Source organism: Providencia sp. 2024EL-00732 (genome assembly GCF_044006275.1).
GTDB lineage: Bacteria > Pseudomonadota > Gammaproteobacteria > Enterobacterales > Enterobacteriaceae > Providencia > Providencia huashanensis.
Genome location: NZ_JBIPDG010000001.1, coordinates 1021066 through 1042043, shown reverse-complemented (window position 1 = coordinate 1042043; position 20978 = coordinate 1021066). Strand labels below are relative to the sequence as shown.

The 20978-nt window shown below is 36.0% G+C and carries 23 protein-coding genes and 1 pseudogene; 10 read left to right on the top strand and 14 right to left on the bottom strand.

The genetic code is table 11. From position 1 onward, the window contains the following. Positions 1-14 precede the first annotated feature (14 nt). From ACHB7C_RS04805 to ACHB7C_RS04795, 3 genes are read left to right on the top strand one after another with little or no spacing between them, the layout of a single operon-like run. The gene (locus tag ACHB7C_RS04805; RefSeq protein ID WP_004911666.1) at positions 15-239 is read left to right on the top strand and encodes a class II holin family protein; all 225 of its coding nucleotides are present in this window, start codon (positions 15-17) and stop codon (positions 237-239) included. Next, the gene (locus tag ACHB7C_RS04800) at positions 220-786 is read left to right on the top strand and encodes a lysozyme (protein ID WP_166685089.1); all 567 of its coding nucleotides are present in this window, start codon (positions 220-222) and stop codon (positions 784-786) included. Before ACHB7C_RS04805 ends, ACHB7C_RS04800 begins: the two co-directional genes overlap by 20 nt. Before the next feature lie 58 nt (positions 787-844). Next, positions 845-1225, top strand: a complete 381-nt coding sequence (locus ACHB7C_RS04795) for a hypothetical protein (RefSeq protein ID WP_395346537.1) — start codon at positions 845-847, stop codon at positions 1223-1225. A 347-nt stretch (positions 1226-1572) separates the two neighbouring features. Here the strand turns inward: ACHB7C_RS04795 and ACHB7C_RS04790 are convergent, their stop codons facing one another. Continuing rightward, on the bottom strand, positions 1573-2094 hold the full coding sequence (locus ACHB7C_RS04790) for a hypothetical protein (RefSeq protein WP_198860674.1): 522 nt from the start codon (positions 2092-2094) through the stop codon (positions 1573-1575). A 100-nt stretch (positions 2095-2194) separates the two neighbouring features. Here ACHB7C_RS04790 and ACHB7C_RS04785 point away from each other — a divergent pair, with 100 nt between their 5' ends. Further along, positions 2195-2416 carry a hypothetical protein gene (locus tag ACHB7C_RS04785; RefSeq protein WP_042843476.1) on the top strand — a complete coding sequence of 74 codons (222 nt, stop codon included), beginning with the start codon at positions 2195-2197 and terminating at the stop codon, positions 2414-2416. 164 nt (positions 2417-2580) lie between these two features. Here ACHB7C_RS04785 and ACHB7C_RS04780 read toward each other — a convergent pair whose 3' ends face one another. Continuing rightward, entirely contained in the window at positions 2581-3573 is a 993-nt protein-coding gene (locus ACHB7C_RS04780; RefSeq protein ID WP_166685086.1) for an acetyltransferase, read from the bottom strand. A gap of 1158 nt (positions 3574-4731) precedes the next feature. On the opposite strand from ACHB7C_RS04780, the gene ACHB7C_RS04775 reads away from it, so the two are divergent. Beyond that, the gene (locus ACHB7C_RS04775) at positions 4732-5190 is read left to right on the top strand and encodes an Hsp20 family protein (protein WP_042843480.1); all 459 of its coding nucleotides are present in this window, start codon (positions 4732-4734) and stop codon (positions 5188-5190) included. A gap of 112 nt (positions 5191-5302) precedes the next feature. On the opposite strand, the gene ACHB7C_RS04770 is transcribed toward ACHB7C_RS04775, so the two are convergent. The 6 genes from ACHB7C_RS04770 to ACHB7C_RS04745 all read right to left on the bottom strand — a co-directional run bounded on the left by ACHB7C_RS04770 (position 5303) and on the right by ACHB7C_RS04745 (position 11038). Continuing rightward, positions 5303-6193, bottom strand: a complete 891-nt coding sequence (locus ACHB7C_RS04770; protein ID WP_166685085.1) for a dihydrodipicolinate synthase family protein — start codon at positions 6191-6193, stop codon at positions 5303-5305. Between the two features lie 172 nt (positions 6194-6365). Further along, on the bottom strand, positions 6366-7253 hold the full coding sequence (locus tag ACHB7C_RS04765; protein ID WP_042843482.1) for a MurR/RpiR family transcriptional regulator: 888 nt from the start codon (positions 7251-7253) through the stop codon (positions 6366-6368). A gap of 192 nt (positions 7254-7445) precedes the next feature. Next, positions 7446-7919 (bottom strand): N-acetylneuraminate anomerase, encoded by a 474-nt coding sequence (gene nanQ, locus ACHB7C_RS04760; RefSeq protein ID WP_129466003.1) that lies wholly within the window; start codon positions 7917-7919, stop codon positions 7446-7448. Between the two features lie 12 nt (positions 7920-7931). Continuing rightward, positions 7932-9422 carry a sodium:solute symporter gene (locus ACHB7C_RS04755; protein WP_395346533.1) on the bottom strand — a complete coding sequence of 497 codons (1491 nt, stop codon included), beginning with the start codon at positions 9420-9422 and terminating at the stop codon, positions 7932-7934. A gap of 51 nt (positions 9423-9473) precedes the next feature. After that, positions 9474-10343 (bottom strand): N-acetylmannosamine kinase, encoded by an 870-nt coding sequence (locus tag ACHB7C_RS04750; RefSeq protein WP_042843485.1) that lies wholly within the window; start codon positions 10341-10343, stop codon positions 9474-9476. After that, the gene (locus tag ACHB7C_RS04745; protein WP_042843486.1) at positions 10340-11038 is read right to left on the bottom strand and encodes an N-acetylmannosamine-6-phosphate 2-epimerase; all 699 of its coding nucleotides are present in this window, start codon (positions 11036-11038) and stop codon (positions 10340-10342) included. Before ACHB7C_RS04745 ends, ACHB7C_RS04750 begins: the two co-directional genes overlap by 4 nt. Positions 11039-11804: 766 nt before the next feature. On the opposite strand from ACHB7C_RS04745, the gene ACHB7C_RS04740 reads away from it, so the two are divergent. Next, complete coding sequence (locus ACHB7C_RS04740; protein WP_048607383.1) at positions 11805-12221, top strand: hypothetical protein; 417 nt, start codon at positions 11805-11807, stop codon at positions 12219-12221. 737 nt (positions 12222-12958) lie between these two features. Here ACHB7C_RS04740 and ACHB7C_RS04735 read toward each other — a convergent pair. Both ACHB7C_RS04735 and ACHB7C_RS04730 read right to left on the bottom strand, forming a co-directional pair. Further along, a complete protein-coding gene (locus tag ACHB7C_RS04735; RefSeq protein ID WP_042843490.1) occupies positions 12959-13273 on the bottom strand; it encodes a BON domain-containing protein in 315 nt (104 codons plus the stop codon). 246 nt (positions 13274-13519) lie between these two features. Next, a complete protein-coding gene (locus ACHB7C_RS04730; protein WP_166685084.1) occupies positions 13520-13729 on the bottom strand; it encodes a hypothetical protein in 210 nt (69 codons plus the stop codon). Positions 13730-14658: 929 nt separating this feature from the next. Between ACHB7C_RS04730 and ACHB7C_RS04725 the strand changes: the two genes are divergently transcribed. Beyond that, entirely contained in the window at positions 14659-15048 is a 390-nt protein-coding gene (locus tag ACHB7C_RS04725) for a limonene-1,2-epoxide hydrolase family protein (protein ID WP_131680729.1), read from the top strand. Positions 15049-15116: 68 nt separating this feature from the next. On the opposite strand, the gene ACHB7C_RS04720 is transcribed toward ACHB7C_RS04725, so the two are convergent. Together ACHB7C_RS04720 and ACHB7C_RS04715 are read right to left on the bottom strand one after the other, a co-directional pair. Continuing rightward, a complete protein-coding gene (locus ACHB7C_RS04720; RefSeq protein WP_210831866.1) occupies positions 15117-15959 on the bottom strand; it encodes an MBL fold metallo-hydrolase in 843 nt (280 codons plus the stop codon). Positions 15960-16160: 201 nt separating this feature from the next. Continuing rightward, positions 16161-17813 (bottom strand): methyl-accepting chemotaxis protein, encoded by a 1653-nt coding sequence (locus tag ACHB7C_RS04715; RefSeq protein WP_166685082.1) that lies wholly within the window; start codon positions 17811-17813, stop codon positions 16161-16163. Positions 17814-18179: 366 nt separating this feature from the next. Between ACHB7C_RS04715 and ACHB7C_RS04710 the strand changes: the two genes are divergently transcribed. Both ACHB7C_RS04710 and ACHB7C_RS04705 read left to right on the top strand, forming a co-directional pair. Further along, positions 18180-18518 carry a GlpM family protein gene (locus ACHB7C_RS04710; protein ID WP_042843497.1) on the top strand — a complete coding sequence of 113 codons (339 nt, stop codon included), beginning with the start codon at positions 18180-18182 and terminating at the stop codon, positions 18516-18518. Between the two features lie 163 nt (positions 18519-18681). Continuing rightward, positions 18682-19080: a hypothetical protein gene (locus ACHB7C_RS04705; protein ID WP_042843498.1), complete on the top strand. Its 399-nt coding sequence runs from the start codon at positions 18682-18684 to the stop codon at positions 19078-19080. Between the two features lie 44 nt (positions 19081-19124). Here the strand turns inward: ACHB7C_RS04705 and ACHB7C_RS04700 are convergent. Next, positions 19125-19907 (bottom strand): annotated as a pseudogene (locus tag ACHB7C_RS04700) (class I SAM-dependent methyltransferase). An 87-nt stretch (positions 19908-19994) separates the two neighbouring features. Continuing rightward, positions 19995-20486, bottom strand: a complete 492-nt coding sequence (locus ACHB7C_RS04695) for a hypothetical protein (protein ID WP_042843500.1) — start codon at positions 20484-20486, stop codon at positions 19995-19997. 127 nt (positions 20487-20613) lie between these two features. On the opposite strand from ACHB7C_RS04695, the gene ACHB7C_RS04690 reads away from it, so the two are divergent. Further along, complete coding sequence (locus tag ACHB7C_RS04690; RefSeq protein WP_042843501.1) at positions 20614-20958, top strand: DMT family protein; 345 nt, start codon at positions 20614-20616, stop codon at positions 20956-20958. Positions 20959-20978: the final 20 nt, after the last annotated feature.

Genomic DNA, 20978 nt, shown 5'->3' with positions numbered 1-20978 from the left:
GTAGGGGGTGGTATATGCGTATGGACAAATTAACAACTGGCGCCTCCTATGCTGCCTCGACAGGCTCAACATTCTATTGGCTAAAACAATTATTAGATGGTTTCTCATCTGAGCAGTGGGCAGCGATTGGGGTGTTGGGAAGCCTGCTTTTAGGTGTAGCTACATTTTTGACAAATTTATATTTCAAACGAAAAGAAGATAAGCGCAAAGAGGCGGCTCATGCCAAAGATACCAAATAAAGTTCAAATGGCTGCTGCTGGTGGAACTATAGCCTTAACTGTCGCAATGCTTTCTTTTTTTGAAGGTGTCAAATATAAGCCATACGAAGATGTAGTTGGTGTGCTTACGGTTTGTTTTGGGCACACGGGTACTGACATTATCCCCACCAAAACTTATTCAGAATCAGAATGTTTAACTTTGCTTGAAAAAGGCCTCAACAAAGTCAGAAAGGGTGTAGATCCCCTAATCAAAGTTGATATCGACGATAACACCCGAGCCGCTATTTATTCCTTTGCTTACAACGTAGGCACAGGTGCTTTTGCGCGTTCTACGATGCTGAAGAAACTGAATGCAGGTGATATCGCTGGTGCTTGCAATGAATTAAAACGCTGGACTTATGCAGGGGGTAAAGAGTGGAAAGGCCTAATAACACGCAGAGAGATAGAAAAAGCCGTATGCCTTGGCGAGTTCGCTTATGCATATCCGCTTTCATTATCGGAATCCCCATCCACTTGGCAGCTGGCGTATATGTACTCAGAGACGATACCTGCGGTATTGACAAGGTAAGTTTAGAAAAGCGATGCCAAAAAGCCCTGGATCACTACCGAGGTAAGCAGGTGAATTTATGAAAACCGATAATTCATTCTGGTTATTTTTGGCGCTATTTGCTGTGAGCTGGTGGGCGGTAACGCTTTATGACAGCAATGTTTTAGTAAAAAAAGATATTGAGCGATTAGAAAATGAGGCGGCTGCAAGCCAATTCACATTGTCCACTGTTTTAGAACTCTCGGTAACGTTTAATGAAATTTCACGAAATAACCTTAGGGAGCGTGACGCGGCGGCAGTGGCCTCTGAAACGGTTAAAACTATTATCAAAACCGTTACTGCGGATGATAAGTGTGCTGCTATTGATGCTCCTCGTGATGCTACTCTCGAGCTGCACAACCACGCGAATAGAATACGTTCAAACGCCATCAGTGCCCATTCCAGCCCATCTACTCAATGATTGTTTGCCTGAGTACATCCCTGAGACATTTCCTTGGGGTGACTCTCTATTGATAAATGAGTCGCTACTCACAGTTATCGAGCAATGTAATTTAGATAAAAAGGCCATTCGAGAGATCGAGGCGTCTAGGCGTAGTAAATTACAAGGTGGTAATTATGTTTAATAATTTACCCAGACCAGGGGCATTTCTTTTCCTTGGGGTTGTGTGTGCGGTGTTCGGATGGGGAGCAATTGAAGGTCTGATTTATCTCTGCAAGTCGATATTTTAGACAAGAAAACAAGATGAGGAATTGAAGTGATACCAGAAAAATAAGCACCGCTTCAATTTTTAATTAATCATAGAACTATTATTTCAATTCTTCTATAGAGGATTTAATTATTGGACCAGACCCAACATAAATACAAGTGAGCGCATAATATGTATTTGCCTTGAAGGTTTGTGTAAGTGAATGATTTGAAAAATAACCTCCCCCAGGAGGAGTCATTGTACGACAATGGGTTGTTATTTTATACGTTCCTGGCGGAATAATTAGAGTGTCTCTTAATGTTTCTAATTTTACAGGTGGTCTACCATTGTCTATAGGTTCAAACTCCCAAGCACTTGAGTACATTGGGGTATCTACAACTTGATTAAACATAAATGTTTGTGGGATGGTTGATTTTTTATAGATTTCGTCAAATTTATTTTTATTTTTTTCATAGACCAGAGGGTTGATGCTTTTGACATATGACCAGTCACTACCACCAACAATGAGCACTGCATTATTAATAGTATCGTCTTTTGTATCTTCATAAATATTAGGGTTTGATGCACAACCGTATAAAGTTATTAATGAACATGCAATTAGCGCTTTTTTAAGAGTTTCCATTTGAGTTATCCCTATCATATTTTATTTATCAATTTACCTTAATTTAATTTTTATAGCCATCAGCTAATCACTGGTGGCTTTTTCATTTATGGAGACAGTCATGTCAGATAAAAAAGAAATAGCCACCCTATCTATAAAGATCTCAGTCGATAGCGCTGACTTAGACAAGTTGGAAGCGCAACTAAAGCGCATTGAAGGGCTGATGGTTAGCACGGGATTAAAACAGCCAGCAAGTGGTGGGTTTGTTGCGAGCCCGTTCTTTGTTAAAAATGGTCAGTTATCTATTAAAACAAATGCAATGCTTGAACTCAATCAGTCATAACGCCATTTCAAACAACAAAATATTCCAAGGGCTACGTACTGCACGGCCTTTTTTTGTATTATAGCCACCGCAAATCATCAAATCACATAGTCACTTTAATGAAATTGCGGTTGGCTACATTGATACTGTCTATCAATTTAGTGAATTTTAAGGGGTAAGTAGCACTAATGTGTTAACTTGTTGAAACCTAACTTAGGTTCAATAAACCAGTGAATGGTTGAGTTAAAGGTTAATAAAAGAGCGATGCTGATAGTTGATAGCGTTAGTAGTATGACGACTAATGAGCTATATTCCACATGGAAATAAGTTAGGGTTTGTAAAAAAATAAAACAAATAATAGGATGAATCAAATAAACACCTAAAGCATTGCTTGATAGTTTAGCATATTTATCTGTTGATGAAGCGAAATAAATAATACTAGAACCTAAAACTATACTTATACAGAATTTTAAAATATAAATAACAAAAAAAGATGATAAAAAATCAGAGTGAGTATTGTTTATGATTAATCTATTGATACTTTCCTCATAATAAAGTGCGGCTATAGCCAAGGTTGTGCTGATTACAATTATCAAGTAAGGTTTTTTTCTAAGTGAGGATACTTTTTCATTATTAATAAAATAAGCGATGATAAAGAATGGGAAGTATATAATAATAGAGGAAAATTTTGATAAGTTAATTAAATAATTGTTGGCTAAATAAGAAAGAACCAACGATACCATCAAAATACAAGATAATATTGAAATGTTAGATTTTAATCTTGGTGGTAATAATAAAAAAAAAGCTTGCCAAACAGGAGTGGCTAAAAAAAACCATACTCCATTTTGAGGATCAAGGATATAAACTTTCAAACTTAATTCGCCTGAAAAGTACAATGGAATTGCATCAACCGTTTGAAATGTTAAGTAAATTATAAAGGATGAAAGTAAGCTAAACTTCAAAGATTTCCACGTAGTATTTTTCGTTACAAATGCAACTATAAATACAAACATAGGAATTAATGTTAAGTCGAAAATATCAATAAGAAATGAAACCTTACTTTTATCAGCTAAATTTAAGTAGAAACTAAAAACAATAAAAGAACTCAATATGAGCTTCAAAGTAGGCCAATGTGGTTGGGTAATGTCATTTGACTCTGGCTTGATTTGTTGTTTCATATGGGCGCTCTTAATAGAAATTAGTTCATTATACTGCATTGATATACTTATTTAAAATGAATTCATTGGGTTAATTCAAAAACAGTTTCAATTTATCTTGAATAAATATTAGCTCTATGAATTTAAACCTAAGCTACTGTAATTGATTATTTTTTATTGCCTGAAATCTACATCTATCCTAATATTTACCCTCTACACGCTGAGGGGGATTGATATGCGTAATTGGCTTGGGTACTTAATCTATTTTTCTATTATATTTGCTATAGCAAAATGCTCTATGACTATAGCTCCAAATGCCAACTTCCCGGGTTGATGTTTACCCTAGGAAACATGGGGTTCTTGGCTTGGGGTGACAGTGTTAATTGTCATCATATTTCTAATAACGTATTGCACTTTTACTGTATTCCCACACTATGTGCCACCAACTAATTAACTTCAATTTGCACTCCCTCTAAGCTAATATCATTGAAACTAATTGATGGGATGGTGAGATGAAAGGATACATAGTTACTACCTTGCTAATGATTACTAGCTTTGGTTTTAATGCACATTCGAGCAATAGCATTGACTCATTAGTAGCAGATACAAAAAGGTCTAATTATGGTGATTGGGATTTTATTTATGCTGAAAAAATGAACTATGACTTATGTAAGCTATCAGTAGAGGCTATTTATACGTCTGGTGCAATGGAGCATAAATTAACATCAATAAGTAACCTTAAATACACGTACACATTAACAACATGGACACCAAAACATGTAGTCAGGATTGATTGCAACGGACATGGTGGAAATATAATGATATTGACTGCTGATTATATTGTTCAATAGTTAATCTAGCCTGTCCTTGGTCTGGGTGGTTAAAGATATTTACTGCTCGATATCTAAAAACAGGCGCTTTAAATCGTAAGAATTTGCCATTGTTTACCTCTGCCATCATGATATTTATCAGTTATTTTTTGAGACTTATTCCCCTTAGCGCTTTCTCTTTCAATATAAGTTATACCGTTAGGCGGGGTAGGCTCACCTGAATTCACATCTCTATAATATAAAAATAGGTAAAAATCATGTCATGGGGTTGAAAAATGACAATTCGTTCTTATCTATATTGTGGGTAAGTCACCTTTACCCTAGTTCAATTAATATTGGAGGAGGAATTATGACTAACATTAGACCTTTTTCACTATTTCCAGCAATTTCTGACAATATGTTGTCGAATCGGTTTGATCAGATAGATCGCTTATTTAGCCAATTAACCGGAAGTAAGCCTGTATCAGTACCAGCCCAGACTTATAATCTAAAACAAATTGATGATAACCATTATGAGTTGACGGTTAGCGTTCCCGGATATCAGGAAAGTGATTTAACGGTATCATTGAAAGGAGGGCGCTTACTGGTAGAGGGGAAAAAAGAGGAAAAAATACAGGAGGATAATGAAAAATGGCTCCATCGTGGAATATCACAAGGGCAATTCACTTTGCAATTCGATCTTGGTAAAAATGTAAAAATAGAGAAAGCTAATCTATCCAGTGGGTTACTGGCTATTAATATTGAATATGAACTGCCAGAAGAAGAGAAACCACAAATGATAGCGATTGAGAATAAAGATAATAAATAATCAATCTTAGTTATGTTGATGCAACAGGGCTGCACGTTATGTGTAGCCCTCATTAATTGATAACATGTTAAGGTATAGGCTATTTTATCAACACTGATTTATACCAAACTGACTATAAGAAATCAGCGGCTTTAAACTTCTCTAATACTTTAGCCTTTTGTTCTACAGTTAATGGGCGTAGCGGGCGACGCGGGTTACCTACATCAATACCATGTAATTGCATGGCAACTTTTCCGGCAGCCACACCACCGTATTCCACTAATACACGAATAATTGCAATGACTTTATCCATACATGCGGCGACACCTTGGTAATCACCTATGTTAAATTTTTCAATGATTTCAAGATAGAGGGGTGCAGCATAATTATAGGTACTTCCAACTGCACTTAATGCGCCACATGCTAACCCAGCAGGTATGAATTCATCGACTCCAAATGGGATATCATATTTACCCTCATTAACGCGTATACAGCGTTGGAATTCATACATATCAGGAGAGTTGAATTTCATACCAGATAAATTTGGGATAGTTGTACCCGCGACTTGTAAAAAACTCTCCATATCAATGTTTAAACCAGACATTGTAGAGTGATAGTAATAAAAACCTTTAGATGGGGCATTCTCAGCGGCTAAACGACAATATTCGACTAAATCATCCACATTACTGGGTTTAAAGAAGCAAGGACCAATGACGGATGTGGCACGAATATCTAATGTATCTGCATGACGAGCCAAGTCTATGGTGTCAGCGATACTTAATGCACCAGTATGAATAATTAACTCTAATCTTCCTTGGCTAGCCTTAGCCCAGCGCTCAGCCACTTTTTTACGCTCTTCAACAGAACAATGAATACCTTCCCCCGTTGTTCCTAATACATAAGCACCGCTTACACCACTTGCAATAAGATGTTCTGCGATTTTATCAATGACAGGGTAGTTTACACTACCATCGGCGGCAAAAGGTGTATGAGGCGCAGCAATTAATCCAGAGAGTTTGTTCATAATAAGTCCTTTGGAGGTTAGCTTCTTAATTTTTTTGAATTTGGAGTTTAGCTCTATATTAGGGAGCATTAGCTGTGAACGCAATAACGAAATTCGCGTTGAAGGAAGATAAAAATGAAAGTGTGATCTTTAGCTGATTTCTGTTGAAAACCGATAAAAATGCATATTGAATTTAGGCGGAATTAATGCTCTTTAATGCATTGAGTGTCCGTAGTTTTTGTTCTTTTACCATATCAGGTTGAGCTTGAACAAGTAGGGTATACAATAAATCTAAAACAAACAATTGCGCCGTTTTTGTACCAATGGAGTCACCTTGTAATTTCCCTTGGCGATTACCATTAATCAAATGGTAATCAGCATATTCCATAATTTGTGATCCTAAATTATGTGTTAGTGCAATTGTGCATGCTCCTGCTTGTTGTGCAAGTTTTAATGCATGAACGGTTTCTGGAGAATTACCCGAATGGCTAATACCAATGGCGATATCACCTGGTTTTAAGAGGGACGCTTGCATATACATAAAATGGTTATTGGTAGCTGCATCAACACGATAGCCAATACGCATTAGCTTGTTTTTCAGATCTTCTGCGGTGATTCCCGAGGAACCGACACCACAAATAAAAATATAATTTGACGAAAGCAATGCATTTACTGCCCCCTGTACTTGTTTTATATCAAGTAAATTCAAGGTCTCTGACAGCACGTTGTTGATAGTTGCTTGTAATTTTAAACCAATAGTGTGGATGTCATCTTGCTCACTCACTTCTGCATCCAAAATTGGCGATTCTTCACTATCTGATGTCGCCATTTCTATCGCTAAGTCCATTTTAAAGTCTTGGAAGCCTTTATAACCAAGAGCACGACAAAAACGTACAACAGTGGCTTCACCTGCTTTTGTCGCTTGGGAAAGTTGAGCTATGGAAAATTGTGTCGTTTCAACAGGGTGAGACAAGATGTAATCAGCAATGCGCTGAGAAACACGCGTCAGGCTATTTTTCATCGCCCCTAACGTATCGAGTATTTTACCCGGTTTCAGTTTGGAAGCTGCCTGTGTTGTCATGTAAATTACCCTTGGTTGCAGAAGAGAGAGGTGAGACAAATTCTGCGAATAAGAGTACCAATTATAATCAGTTAAAAAAAGCCTTTAGTTTACAATTATGTGATGATGATAAAAACACTTTACTCTAAGAGTATTAATAGACAACTGATTGATACATTAGAAATAAAGTGTTTTCGTTAAAAGCAGACTAAATTAATTTGCTAATGTACTTAAGCGTACTTTGATAACTGCTTTCTTTACGGTGCTTTTTCCTCTTTTTGAAGTAATACCCGGTTTATGTGGTTCATAAGGCATAAAAATGACAAACATATTTGGTACTAACGATACTGTTTGGCAATATTCGATTGTATCAGCCAGTTGATAGTCATCCGCATCATTATAAGGTGTTACATTTTTAGCGGAATTTCGTATTCCATAATCTATTACTTCGTCACCGGATAGTAATATTTGCACGTCAATATAATGATGATGTAATTCAGCACTCTTTTGTTCACGGCCTTGGGTTTCGAATGTCATTACATTGACAAATGCATTATCACCATCAATAGGGTAGCTTCCCGGTTCTAAAGATGCAGGATTGAGTGCTAATGTTTTTTCGATTAGGTTGCGTAGGACTGAGTTTATTTCAGTCATTGTTGCCACATCGGATACATGACCAAACAACATAAGTAACTCCTATTAATTTTCGTGAATTTCACTATCATCTAGTGACACTTGTTTCGCAGCTGAGAAAAATGGCGCCGTAACCGCCCCCACAATAACCACTGACATTGCACCGATCACGCCATAGAAGAAAAAGTTAAGGTCACTAGCATAACGTGTCGCCAATACCGCAATGATACTTACAATAATACCTGCAACTGCACTGCCTGCATTCGCTCTTTTAATAAAAATACCTAGCATAAACAGCCCTGTCATGGGACCACCCATTAACCCAATTAGACTATTAAATGCATCCCATATTTCAGACTCATCAGATAAAACTAACCAAATAGTCGCTAAGCTGCTAAATACACCTGCAATAATAATTACCAACCTAGCAATTTTCATTTTCTGTTCAGCAAGGCGCTCAACTTTACTTAGGCGAATATAAATATCGGAATTAAAACAACTTGAAATACTATTTAAGCTACTGGATATACTCGATTGTGCGGCGGCAAAGATAGCTGCGATAATTAGCCCTGAAATACCGATAGGCATCTCTGTGACAATAAATAAGGGCAAAATTCCACCAGTATTAAAACCTTCAGGTAATAAGCTTGGGTTTTGTTTGTAATAGACAAATAGGGCTGAGCCAATGGCAAAGAAAAAAATAGGAACAATAGCAACTAATTTAGCATTAGTAATTAAAGTGCGCTTTGTTTGCTCAATAGAATCAGTAACAATGTAGCGTTGGACTACATCCTGACTTGCAGTAAATTGTTGAATATTTGCAAATAAAAAACCTATCATTAAAACTGGAATAGTACTGTCAGTCCAGCTCCATCGTAATTGTTCATCAGGGAAAAATTTATCGGCTTGAGCAGTTGCAGTATATATTTCACTTATCCCACCATCGACTTTAAAACAGATCACAATAAAGATTAAAACAGCACCGGCAGAGAGTAATAGCCCTTGGATAACATCAGTCCAAATAACACCTTCTATGCCGCCCATCCATGTATAAATAATACATAATAGGCTAATAAGGACAACTAATATAATAGGGTCAATCCCAATAAAAGGACGTAGTGCAAGTACAGTTAAATAAGTGATAATTGCAATTCGACCTATATGGAATAACATAAAGGATAAACTAGCAAATAAACGACTGCGTATATCAAAACGTGCTTCTAAATATTCATAAGCAGAAGTTATTTTTAATTTCCGAAAAAAAGGAATATAAAAATAAAATACTAAGGGCAAGATGGCGATTGCTAAATATTGACCAATAATAAAAGTCCAGTCTGAGGTATAAGCTTTTGCTGGAATTGACATGAAGGTAATTGAACTCAGAGTGGTTGCAAAAACAGAAACCCCAGCAGCCCAACCTGGAACTCGGCCTCCTGCACGGAAATAATCATCTGCTGTTTTTTGGCGTTTTGAAAAATAAACACCAACAAGTAGCATTGCTGCTAAATAACCAAACAGTACTGCATAATTAACGAAACCAAAATCATGTAATTGCATTTTTTAGTCCTGCCATATGTAAGGTAGTAGGTAAAATGTACGACAGTTTTTTTATTGTTCTCTAGCCCAGAGAGCTGCGCCCCAAAGCCCTGCATTATGATGATAGTGGGCTGGTAAAACCGGTACTTGTAGCGCAGAAGGTTGCTGTGCAATAGTTGTTTGAATCAGTTCAATATAGCCATTAGCTAACCCAACACTACCGCCAAGAACAACGCAGTCGGCATCTGTTATTGCTTTAATATCTACAATTAAATTAGCGATGGTATTTGCTGAACGTTGAATAATTTCTTTTGCTTGTTTATTTCCCTGGTGATAGGCAGTAAAAATAGCTTTGGCATCATGACCAGCAAGTTCATCGATAGCTTGTGAAGCGATTGCACGACCAGAAGCGATGGCTTCAACACACCCATAACGCCCACACCCACAAATAGGTCCGTAGGGGTCTGCAATGGTATGGCCTAGGTGGCCTGCAACACCTCGCTTTCCGAGTTGAAGTTTCCCTTGTTGAATAAGCCCACCACCAACACCGGTTGATACGGTAATAAATGCCATATCGGAGATGGTTTCATGACGATAATGATATTCAGCCCATGCAGCAGCTTGAGCATCATTTAGTATCCAGCAGGGTAAACCAGTTAATGTGGAAAGTGTTTGTTTCAAATGAAAATCTTTTAAGCCACCTAGATTAGCAGGATTCAATGCGGTCAATATACCGCCACAAATGATCCCTGTTGAAGCTACAGCAACAGCATCAGCATGCGCTTTAAGTGGTGAGGTTATGAGCTTTAATGCTTCATATAGTTGTCGTGGTGAAGCGCTAGCAGGAGTCGTTATTTGAGTATGTTGTGTGAGTTGGTTATTTGGGTTAATTAATGCAGCCGAAATTTTTGTTCCTCCAATATCAATCGCTAATATATTCATTTCACCAACTCCTGCTGTAACTTTAATGCCTGAGTAAACCAACTACAGACGTGCTCAAGGCGAGTTAATGCCGAACCGACAGTGACAGCCCAAGCCCCAGCATGCATGCCTCTCGCTGCAATAATTGGCGTGTTATAGCGGCCTTCAGCAATGACACGGCAGCCGTTTTCAGCTAAGGCTGTGACTAACTGTAAGTCAGGTAATTTGGGAGGTTCTCCGCCAGTGTAGCCTGACATAGTTGAACCGATAAATTCTGTACCTAATGCATGGCAATACATTCCTTCATTGAAATTTGAGCAATCGGCCATCGCTAATTTACCTAAGTGATGTATGCGAGCGAGTAATTCATTGACAGGAACTGGTCGTAGGCGGTCGGTGCCATCAAAAGCAATGATATCAGCACCTTCTAGCGCTAAGGCATCGACATCACTTAACCACGGGGTGATCCTTATAGGGCTATCCAGTAAATCACGTTTTACAATACCTATAATTGGAACATCAATAAGCGGGCGAGTGGCTTTTAGGTTTTCTATACCTTCGATTCGTACTGCGATAGCACCGGCATTTACTGCAGCTTGAGCCATTGCGGCCACAATTTCAGGCTTGTTCATTGGGCTATTATCAACAGGCTGACAAGATACAATTAGCCCACCTTTTTCTTGAATATCTTTAGTCATTTTTTCAATTAAGACCATATTGAGCTCACTTTTATGAAATTTAACTCCGATTGATATTATTTTATGGAGTTGGGTTTCTCAAATGAAAGAGTCGTAATCTGTGAATAAGATCAAATATTAATCCGGAATAATAAGCTCAAGATAAATAACCCAATAAATGAGAAATACATTATTTGGCTTATATTTCAATATGTTTTATGTGTTAAGGCAATACAACAACCCTTTACCATTGCGTATTTTAAATTGAAATAATACACAGTTGTATTCGGTAGGTGGCTTCTAGGTAGTGATATAACCATATAAAGATATAACGTGAGAATTGAGGTTAATAACGTAATGTATGCTCACGAATATCAATTGAAAGCGTTAAACATTGACGAAATTTTAGTTGTTTAGATAAGAAAAATAACTTCACTTATAGCTTGCGTGAAACTAGGGCTGGGGTTAAACCAACAGTTCTAGTCATCGCTTAGGTTCCTAGAATACAGCGATTTAATAGCTCAATTTTCACTCACAACACATGCTGTATTTTTGAAAGGTATAATAAATAACCTAGCTTTATGACAAGTTTAACAGGATGTCGAACAGTTATAACATTTGAAGAAAAACCAATACTACTCATAATAGTATTGGTTTTTAATTAATTATTATATTTAACAATAATTGTTACATTTAATATGGATATTGGGTCGTCAATATAGTCAGTGAAACCTAGCTTAAAATAAAAGTTTTGCTATTCTATTCATATTCTCACTGTTATTTAATTAGAAGTTAGGAAAGTAGGATGAAATTTAAGCTTGGTAAGGTATCTATATTAAGGGCAATCATTATTATTTTTCTAATGGTGATATCATTTATTTTTGGTATATCAATGACTAAAACGATAAATTTTGACCCTATTGAACAGTCTAAAATCAATGTTGCTAACGTATTAGCATATCCAGATGCCGCTAACTTTAGGAATATGGAATATTTTTTCAGTAAAAAAACACAAAACGGGGGGCGTTTAGGCTATATCTGTGGTGAGGTTTTTATGTTTAATAATGATGATCTACCAGATGGGTTTAAACGTTTTGTTGTCAAAGTATATGAGCCACCTAAGGGGTTAATTCTTCTATCTTTTCCTATTATAGAGGGTGGTGATGATGCCTTACTATCTGAACGAATTGATGATGTCTGGAAACTATTTTGCCATGCGTAAATGCGCCATTTTACCTCTTAATTTAGGGGGGGATGAGACAGCTTATGGTTCTAAGTTCTGAGAAAAAGTCGTATCTTGTTAAATTTAGCGTCTATTTATTGTTTATCATTCAAGCAAAAATATAACAAGGCTCATTTGTAGGCTGGGGGAGAGAAACTCTCTGGAAAAGATGAGAAACCGGTATATTACAAACTAAAAATGGTTCCCTAGGATGGGATGGGTTATTGAACCAAAGAAATAGGGCGAAAATAAGCTTATAATCGTTATGTACAATCTTAAATTTGCATTATAATATCTAGATATATTTTTTATAATGGATGCAGTTTAGTGAAAAATGTTGGTAAATTTCTTAGTTTTATGGTTGTACTGCAGTATTCCTTGACTGCTGTCGTTATTTCACTATCCGCATTACTAATACAAAATTGGTTTTTTTTGTAATGTTAGAATAGGTTTATACCCTATTTATATTAAGAATATAATTTACCTGCCTATTTTTTCCCCCATTGAGGGGGAAGGTCTTAGCAAAATAGACTTAGATATTGAATGAGTTTGCTGGGGTTCCTTCATATGAAGGATAGTGGTTTTATTAATGAGATAGTTCTAAAGTTTTGGCGATAATACATAAAAGTTAGCGATAATAAATATAGGTTTTATCTTTGTGTCTCTCATATTTGCTCATTAAACATGAATACGATATCAATAAATGCCTCTTTAAAAGAGGCATTTATTATTTGTAATTAGCGAATTTTCATAGAGTTAATAACAGATTGTACCCCAGCAACTTTTCTTGTTGTTTCAATCGCTTTATTGACATCTGCTTGTGAGTTAACAAAACCACTGAGTTGGACTTGCCCTTTAAATGTTTCTACACTAATTTGCGTTGACTTTAGGTTTTTTTCAGCAAGTAAAGCTGATTTTACCTTTGTGGTTATGACCGTATCATCAATATAGCCGCCAGTGCCTTCACTTTTAGACGATGGTGCACAAGCTGTTAATGTAATGCCCATAAAGATAACGACCAGTATAGATGATATTGCTTTGAAGGCTTTCATATCAACTTCCCCTTATCAGTAAGTAACATCAGTTTTGCATTGGTTTTGATGTGATACAGAGTAAATGTACAACACTTTATACTTTTGTTAAAACTAAGAACATAGATAACATTGTTAAATATAATTGATGACTATAATTATGGCAAAATTTCATGAGAATTTTTTATGTTTTTGATTACAGTAAACTAATATATTAATATTTTATATTTGTTGATCAGTTTATAGTTATCAATGTCAAGGAGTAAGCTAACCATTGGAGCAGTGTTCAAAACTATGCTTAGCCTGTTTAATAGCATGTTTTTCTATATCCCTTAATGTTAAATTCATTGTATCCAACCCCTTGATATCTATTTTGAAACTATGAGTTGAGTTGTCATCCCCAATTAACGTTATGTTTAAACCAATAATTTTTGTGTTTTCTTCTAAAATATTTATTTGTGTTAGGTTAAAACGCATAAGTTCACCTTTTTTATAATATAGCTTGATTATTTAATAACTAATTAAATAATCTACGTTAAGTAAACTTGTATTTCCTTAACAAAGGGTTAAATATTGTAACAAAAAGGAAGGGGGGATTAAAATAAGCACGAAAAAACAAGTTTTACACTGTATGGATAACGCCATTTACGGGTGAGTGAATAACAATTTTTTTGTAACGGTTATTATTGGCTATTTTGATTATAAAGAGAATATAAACATAAATTAGGTTTTATCGGCTGTTGCGTTACTTTTAATGGTGCAAGTAATAAAGCTTGGCGGCTATCTATGGATAATATTCTTCCTTGATGATTTTTGTATTTAACGCGTTGGTAAATTAGCCAACTTACCAAGAACAATGGCATATTCGAGAGATCCAATATTAAATTGAGGAGTACCTAGCTTGCTTACGCTGAGGGCGTTAGCTGAAAATGGTTACTAATTAACTAGATACAAAATGAGACTAAAGGGGGGATAAGGAGTGAAAAAAAGCCCCTGCAAGCAGGGGTATCTAATGGAAATGTACATTTATAGTTATTGTTATAGCTGCCTATAGTTTAAATGGGCAACTACAAGATGATACCAGTGATTATGTTTTAAACCAAATTAGAGTATGTGTTTAGATAGAAAAAATTTTGGGGGGATAATTTAGGGAGATTAATGTTGCAAAAACCCGTATTGTGCTGTGCAGTCAACAATAAATGCGACAAATTGGCCGTTATTTTAATGATGATTACCGTGCTATTGTTACAATAGGTGAGTAATAGCAGAACGATTGTTAACAGGAAGGTTGTGGTTAAAATATTACATATGTCAGTATGAAAGTTAATAACTCAGACTTTGGCTTGAAATGAAAAATAAAAGACCCATAACAATTAGGGAATAGCTTTTGTCACTAAGGAAAAATAATGAATAATATGCAACTAGTAAAACAAGCATTGAATGCAGTATTGGGAGAAGATATTGGTTCAAGGTCTGTTGCTCAAAAATACTTTTCAGATGAGTATATCCAAATTGTTGATGGTAAAAAAATTAATTTTAATGAGTTTATCGCGCATTTACAGGCACTGAAACAGGCAACTCAGTCTATAACTATAACCATTAAATCGATAGCGGAAGGGGAAAGTTGTGTACATACCCAGCATTTAGCAAAAGCGATTAAAAAAGATGGTTCAGTTAGCGAGTTCGAAGTATTTGCCTGTTTCCAGATTGCTAATAATAAGATCATACGTTGTGAAGAATTAACAAGAATGCTAAAAGGTGCCGGTGCAGACCAAGATTTAGGCTCAAGAACTTAACATTGATTATTTAAATACAAAATAAAGCTCAGTTTAAAAACTGAGCTTTATAAATTCTATGTATGCGATTAACTAGGGTAGGTTAGTTTTAACCCTGCGCCAACTTCTTGAACAGCAGCATATTGGGCTAGGTGTATTTTTGCATTGAGGTCAGTGCAGTGGCATGGGTGAATGTGCATTAAATCTTGCTGATTAAAGTAATTTCCGGTGCATTCTAAAACTTCTTTCGAGGCTTGTTGTAGATGGAACCCTCCGATTACAGTAACTATTTTATTAATCCCTGTTACCTTTTTAGCGTACTCTGTAATATTACAAATTCCTGAGTGCGAACAGCCTGTTATCACAATCAGTCCTTCAGTTGTTTTGATAGCAAGTGCAGAGTCATCAAGGACATAGTCATCAACCTCGTTGTTATCATTATCGAGGGTGGTTCCAATGGGCTCTTGCCCTTCAAAGTTATTTTCTCGGGGGATTTGCCCTAAAAACACGATATTGTTTGAAAGGTAATAAGGTTCAGTCGTTTCAATACAATCAAAATAGGCAGATAAAATATCTTTTGGAGTATTCGCTCCAATCACTTTGGACTGAAATTTTTTTTGTATAAGTGCATCAGGATGGTAAATAAGCTTTTTCGTTTGCTGTGCTTCAATATTACGACGGTCAAAATGTTGGATTAGGTGCCCTAAGCCCCATGTATGGTCATTATGCCCATGGGAAAGTACAAGATCAGTAATATTAGCAAGGTCGATATTTAAAATGTGTGCATTATCAATAAAGATGTTGGAATAGCCAGTGTCGAATAATATTTTTTTTCCATCGGCTTCGATATGGTAACAAACGCCGGGCTCCCCGCAAAAATAACTATCGATTAAGGTATTGTTGTCGACAAGGACAGTAATTTTTATTGTCATCATTAGCTCATTTTTATTAGTTCAGAAGTCATCGGGATATGTTATATCAGATAAAAAGTAAAAAATATTCAATGACTACTAAATTGACGCTTAGAAAGTAAAGTATTAAAGAGGAGGAACTATGGATAGGTATTGTCAAGGAAATTGCCCTATAAAGAGCAATTTCCTTGATGGCTGCTATTGTAAATGGTTAAGTTTAGATTAGTCTTTTACCTCACTAACATCACTAGTTTCTAATTCTTCCCCATCTTTAGGCTCAGTATGGAAAATAGAAATAATTTCTTCCAGTAAATCAGATTGAGATTCTAAGGCTTTTAATGATGACTGTAATTCACGGGTCATTGAAGCATTAGCTTGTGTTGTACTATCTAGCTCGTTAATAGCTAAATGAATTTGGCTAACACCGTGAGTTTGCTCGTTGGAGGCGAGAGCAACGCTTTGGATCATTTCATTAATGTTCGATGTATCTTGGGCAATCGAAACGATATTGTCATTTGCATCGGCTGCTAATTGGAAACAATGATTAATTTTATCATTTGAGTTATTAATCAAGAGCTTAATTTCTTTTGAAGCTTGAGTACAACTAATAGATAACTCACGCACTTCATTAGCAACCACAGCAAACCCTTTACCATGTTCACCTACTCGAGCAGCTTCAACTGCAGCATTCAAGGCTAATAAATTAGTTTGAAAGGCAATATTATCGATGGTGGAAGTGATTTTGCTAATCTCTTTAGAGAAATCGACGATATCATCCATATTTTCTACGACATCAGAAATCAGTTCATTACTTTTTTCAATTGTGACACTTGTCGCCGACATGAGCTGGCATGACTGGTTGGTATTAGCCGTATTTAATTTAAATGAGGAGTCCAGCTCTTCTACACTCGCCGCAGTTTCCACAATCGCAGCTGCTTGTTGGTCTGCACGAATGGAAAGGTCGTGATTCATTTGAGTAATATCACTCAGTTCAACTTTGATGTGGTGAGTGTTGTCATAAATATTTGTTACAATATCGACTAGCTTACTTTGCATGTTAGAAACATGCTGCTTTAATAGCTTTATTTCAAATAAGCCCCGATTATCAAAACTATGGTAGAGAATACCCTGACTTACTTTTTCAATGCCATCAATAACTTGGTTTAATGGTCGAATAAAGAAAAACTGTAAAATAAACCGGATAAACAAGGTTACAAGGGTAATTATCGTCATGATGACTATTAGCCCTATGATGCTTTGTTTATACAGCTGTTCACTCGCTACAGCAATATCGTGATAGTTTGCATTTAATTGCTGATGGTAATTAATGTAGTTTTTTTCGAACGTATCTTGGAACCCTTGGGTGGGCTGATTTAAAAAATCATACGTTTTACCTTGTACTAAAAAGACCGAGAGCTCATTTAAGGCGGCATAGAGTTCTTTATAAGCCTTTTCTAATTCAGAATAAGCTTCACTATTTTTATAGAGAGAAGATGTGGAAAACGCTTTCCAGTAACTATCAGTCTCTACCATTTTTTTATGATAAAACTCAATGAGACTATCAATATCAGTATTGGATGTTTTCATCTTGTTGATGATAAGTAAATGTCGAGAACTGGCGCGGTTTAAGGTGTTTCTAGCTTGTAATAACGATTGCCATGTGTTGTTTAATTCTGTTTGTTCGTTATAAATAGTATCGAGTTTAGTTAATGTGGTTTGATACTGCTTTAAAGAACTAAAGAAAAACCAGCAAGTTGAAAGCAATAGAACAATAAGAAGCCCTGAGATTAACCAAACAAGAGTAGTTGTTTTAAAACCGGATAAAGCAAATTTAGCTGAGCTAAATTTAGTTATTTTTGAAGTATCAGACATCATTAATTATTTCCTTTCATACCATCGAGTAGTATGTTTGCACACATACAAATTCCGACTTCTAAACATAACGTTGTTAACCTCGAGCATATTCAAGCAGTCCGATAGCTAAAAAGTTATATGTAGTCACGCGAAAGCATCAGGCGTAGGGACTAATTGAATGTATCGGCACCAATTCCGGATACTTTATATTCAACAATTTGACTTAGCTCATAAAATTGAATAAAAAATAAGTGTTTTTACGCATGCAGGAGGAGTGGTGTTACAAAAGGCAAATAATTTGTGCATTATTGGTAGCTAGAATGTAGTTATCATTCTTTTAATCGAAGATAATCACATTCTAAGCTTAATTTAACTTTTGAGTGTCTTATGTTGTCATTATTTTTTAAATGCATTTTAGGTGCTTTAGCGGTGCTAATTATTGCGTTATTATCTCGTAGTAAAATTTATTATATTGCTGGATTAGTTCCTTTATTTCCTACATTTGCCTTAATAGCTCATGTTATTGTGGTACAAGAACAAGGAACGGAAGCGCTAAAAAAAACAGCTTTATTTGGCTTATGGTCTCTCATCCCTTATGCAATGTACTTATTAACCGTGTATTTGTTTGCAACTAAAATGACGGCCTTGGCAAGCTTAAGTCTTGCTACGGTTGTATGGGTAATTACAGCGATAATATTAGTTTATATATGGCAACTTGCTCAGTGAATTATATTAAAAATAGCCACTAGGTTATTTAAATATATTGACATAAGGTTCCTATATTTAGTGTATTATGTGAAAAAAAGAATTCCATGATTTTAAGAGTCGCAAAATATTAAGGCTAAACTATAATGATATGCAGTGTTCTCCATAGAGCTTTAAGATAAAAATGTTATTAAGATCCTTAGTTTTACTATTAGTCGCTGGTTGTGCGTATATTGCGGGTATTATGACAGAACTCGCATTAGATCCTGAATTAGATACTGAAAGTCGAGTAAAAAGCTCTGTCGAGGATTTTCTTGCTTACCCATCAGCGGCAAATTATAAAAATGTTCAGTACTATGTATTAACAAAAAGTGATGAAGGGGACGAAACAGGTTATTACTGCGGTGAGGTTTTTGGCTTTGAGAATGAGCTACCTCATGGGTATAAAAGATTTATTATACGCTTACATAAAAATAGAGCTGGGAAGGTGATGGTATCCATTCCTTTCGTAGAAAAAACAGATGATATAATCCCCCCTGAACAATTTGAGGCAGTATGGGATAGATACTGCCATAGAGCTTAGCATCCTATTGCTCGTTAACGGTAAGTTAACGAGTTCTTGTAAAGCTAATTTGTTTTGATGGCCATAGTGGCTAAAAAAGTTGGTAAATAATTATCAATAACAAACCGTGGGTTGGGTTGCCAGTCTTCTTCAAAGCCCACAATATGAAAACCTACTTTCAGTTGCCCGCCAATTAAATCAGTTAATGAGTGACCAAAGACAAAAGCGTCTTGGTTAGCTTGTTTTTGTGCTATTTGTTCGGAGGATAAGGTGGCTAGCTCAGAAAATGGCATCTTATAGGATGGTTTAATAATACCTTGTTCATCGTAATGTTTATTTCGTTCTCCAACAAAAACTATTGGATTAAAGAAACTGGATAATAACCGGCCATTAGGTTTTAAAATGCGATAACACTCCTGCTAAACAGGTGTAACGTCCGGAATATACAGATTAGAGATGGGATGGAATATTATATCAAATGTTTCATTCGCAAAAATATCTAATGAGCGCATATCCCCTTGAACTGTTTTCAATGTTAAGTTATCTCTTTCGGCGACTTTTTGGTCTTTTTCAAGTTGCTTTTGAGATAAATCGAAAACAGTGACATCTGCCCCAGCAGCTGCTAATACAGGGGCCTGTTGCCCCCCTGCGGAGGCTAAACACAGGATCTTCTGACCTTTAATATTGCCTAACCAAGTTTCATCAACGGGGCTAGGTGTAAGATGGACTTTCCATTTCCCTTGTTTAGCGTCATTAATAGTCTGTGAGTCAACAGGAGTTGACCAAGCTAATTGTAATTCTGCTTGTTTATCCCAAGCTTGTTGATTTGTAGTTATGATATCAATCATAAAGTGTACTCCAAAATACAATAATTTGTTCTAGTGTAATAGATAGACGGAAAAACTGAAACAAAAAAGTGTACCAATTAGTACAATTTAATTTCCTATTACGAGATAATAGTGCGTCCCCTGAAAGTCAAAACTGGCAACGTTATGCATACCTATTTTTAAATGTGCGGCAAGAGACCTGTGGTTAGCCGCATTGATGAAAGCCACAGGTTTTCCGGTATTGAAAGCACATATGTTGTCGTAAAGAGATTTGAGAATATTGTTTCCTCTATAATTAATATCAATACATACAGGGCCATAGAACCAATTGCCATTCATTAGCCCACTGTTTTGTTCAAGAATTAAATGGGCGATAGGGGGTAATGCGGTAGATGTGCTGGCAAAGCTAAATACAACGCCAATAATTTTTTCAGCGTCACGTGCAACAAATGTTGATAAGCTATTGGCATACATTGCACCCACTTTGGGTAATGGGTACTCCCCTAAAAGACCACCTTGCTGAGATTCGGCATTAGCTTGTAATAATATTGCAACTTCAGGGCAATCTGCTTGTGTCATTAATTCATATTTAATCTTCATTATTACCTCTAACAGGGGAAAATAGGTTTGGGCAGATGGAATAAAACGCTTTGGGTGGGATAAGATTGTAATGTGATGTTATTCAACTCATAATAGCGGCCTCAAATTTCTGGCTTATTAAAATAGAATGCTAACTAAACTTTACCCCGTATTTTTACTTGTAATTTCAAATGTATTTATGATGTTTGCTTGGTATGGTCATTTGAAATTTACAACGAAGCCGTTGTATATAGTCATTTTTTTTAGTTGGTTAATTGCATTGGTAGAATATTGTTTCGCCGTACCAGCCAATCGGCTAGGGCATCAATATTATACTGCGGCTGAATTGAAAACGATGCAAGAGGTAATAACGCTCTGTGTTTTCGTTCTATTCTCAGTATTGTATTTGGGAGAAAGTTTTACGGTTAACCATGTGATTGGTTTTATTCTTATTTTTGCAGGAGCTTTTTTTATTTTTAAGGGGCCATTTTAATTAATAAAGTAATCGAAAGG

What these genes read in the sequence shown, in the direction of transcription:
- ACHB7C_RS04805 (WP_004911666.1), top strand. Translation starts at nt 15, where the DNA reads ATGCGTATGGACAAATTAACAACTGGCGCCTCCTATGCTGCCTCGACA.
- ACHB7C_RS04800 (WP_166685089.1), top strand. Translation starts at nt 220, where the DNA reads ATGCCAAAGATACCAAATAAAGTTCAAATGGCTGCTGCTGGTGGAACT.
- ACHB7C_RS04795 (WP_395346537.1), top strand. Translation starts at nt 845, where the DNA reads ATGAAAACCGATAATTCATTCTGGTTATTTTTGGCGCTATTTGCTGTG.
- ACHB7C_RS04790 (WP_198860674.1), bottom strand. Translation starts at nt 2,094, where the DNA reads ATGGAAACTCTTAAAAAAGCGCTAATTGCATGTTCATTAATAACTTTA.
- ACHB7C_RS04785 (WP_042843476.1), top strand. Translation starts at nt 2,195, where the DNA reads ATGTCAGATAAAAAAGAAATAGCCACCCTATCTATAAAGATCTCAGTC.
- ACHB7C_RS04780 (WP_166685086.1), bottom strand. Translation starts at nt 3,573, where the DNA reads ATGAAACAACAAATCAAGCCAGAGTCAAATGACATTACCCAACCACAT.
- ACHB7C_RS04775 (WP_042843480.1), top strand. Translation starts at nt 4,732, where the DNA reads ATGACTAACATTAGACCTTTTTCACTATTTCCAGCAATTTCTGACAAT.
- ACHB7C_RS04770 (WP_166685085.1), bottom strand. Translation starts at nt 6,193, where the DNA reads ATGAACAAACTCTCTGGATTAATTGCTGCGCCTCATACACCTTTTGCC.
- ACHB7C_RS04765 (WP_042843482.1), bottom strand. Translation starts at nt 7,253, where the DNA reads ATGACAACACAGGCAGCTTCCAAACTGAAACCGGGTAAAATACTCGAT.
- nanQ (WP_129466003.1), bottom strand. Translation starts at nt 7,919, where the DNA reads ATGTTGTTTGGTCATGTATCCGATGTGGCAACAATGACTGAAATAAAC.
- ACHB7C_RS04755 (WP_395346533.1), bottom strand. Translation starts at nt 9,422, where the DNA reads ATGCAATTACATGATTTTGGTTTCGTTAATTATGCAGTACTGTTTGGT.
- ACHB7C_RS04750 (WP_042843485.1), bottom strand. Translation starts at nt 10,343, where the DNA reads ATGAATATATTAGCGATTGATATTGGAGGAACAAAAATTTCGGCTGCA.
- ACHB7C_RS04745 (WP_042843486.1), bottom strand. Translation starts at nt 11,038, where the DNA reads ATGGTCTTAATTGAAAAAATGACTAAAGATATTCAAGAAAAAGGTGGG.
- ACHB7C_RS04740 (WP_048607383.1), top strand. Translation starts at nt 11,805, where the DNA reads ATGAAATTTAAGCTTGGTAAGGTATCTATATTAAGGGCAATCATTATT.
- ACHB7C_RS04735 (WP_042843490.1), bottom strand. Translation starts at nt 13,273, where the DNA reads ATGAAAGCCTTCAAAGCAATATCATCTATACTGGTCGTTATCTTTATG.
- ACHB7C_RS04730 (WP_166685084.1), bottom strand. Translation starts at nt 13,729, where the DNA reads ATGCGTTTTAACCTAACACAAATAAATATTTTAGAAGAAAACACAAAA.
- ACHB7C_RS04725 (WP_131680729.1), top strand. Translation starts at nt 14,659, where the DNA reads ATGAATAATATGCAACTAGTAAAACAAGCATTGAATGCAGTATTGGGA.
- ACHB7C_RS04720 (WP_210831866.1), bottom strand. Translation starts at nt 15,959, where the DNA reads ATGACAATAAAAATTACTGTCCTTGTCGACAACAATACCTTAATCGAT.
- ACHB7C_RS04715 (WP_166685082.1), bottom strand. Translation starts at nt 17,813, where the DNA reads ATGATGTCTGATACTTCAAAAATAACTAAATTTAGCTCAGCTAAATTT.
- ACHB7C_RS04710 (WP_042843497.1), top strand. Translation starts at nt 18,180, where the DNA reads ATGTTGTCATTATTTTTTAAATGCATTTTAGGTGCTTTAGCGGTGCTA.
- ACHB7C_RS04705 (WP_042843498.1), top strand. Translation starts at nt 18,682, where the DNA reads ATGTTATTAAGATCCTTAGTTTTACTATTAGTCGCTGGTTGTGCGTAT.
- ACHB7C_RS04695 (WP_042843500.1), bottom strand. Translation starts at nt 20,486, where the DNA reads ATGAAGATTAAATATGAATTAATGACACAAGCAGATTGCCCTGAAGTT.
- ACHB7C_RS04690 (WP_042843501.1), top strand. Translation starts at nt 20,614, where the DNA reads ATGCTAACTAAACTTTACCCCGTATTTTTACTTGTAATTTCAAATGTA.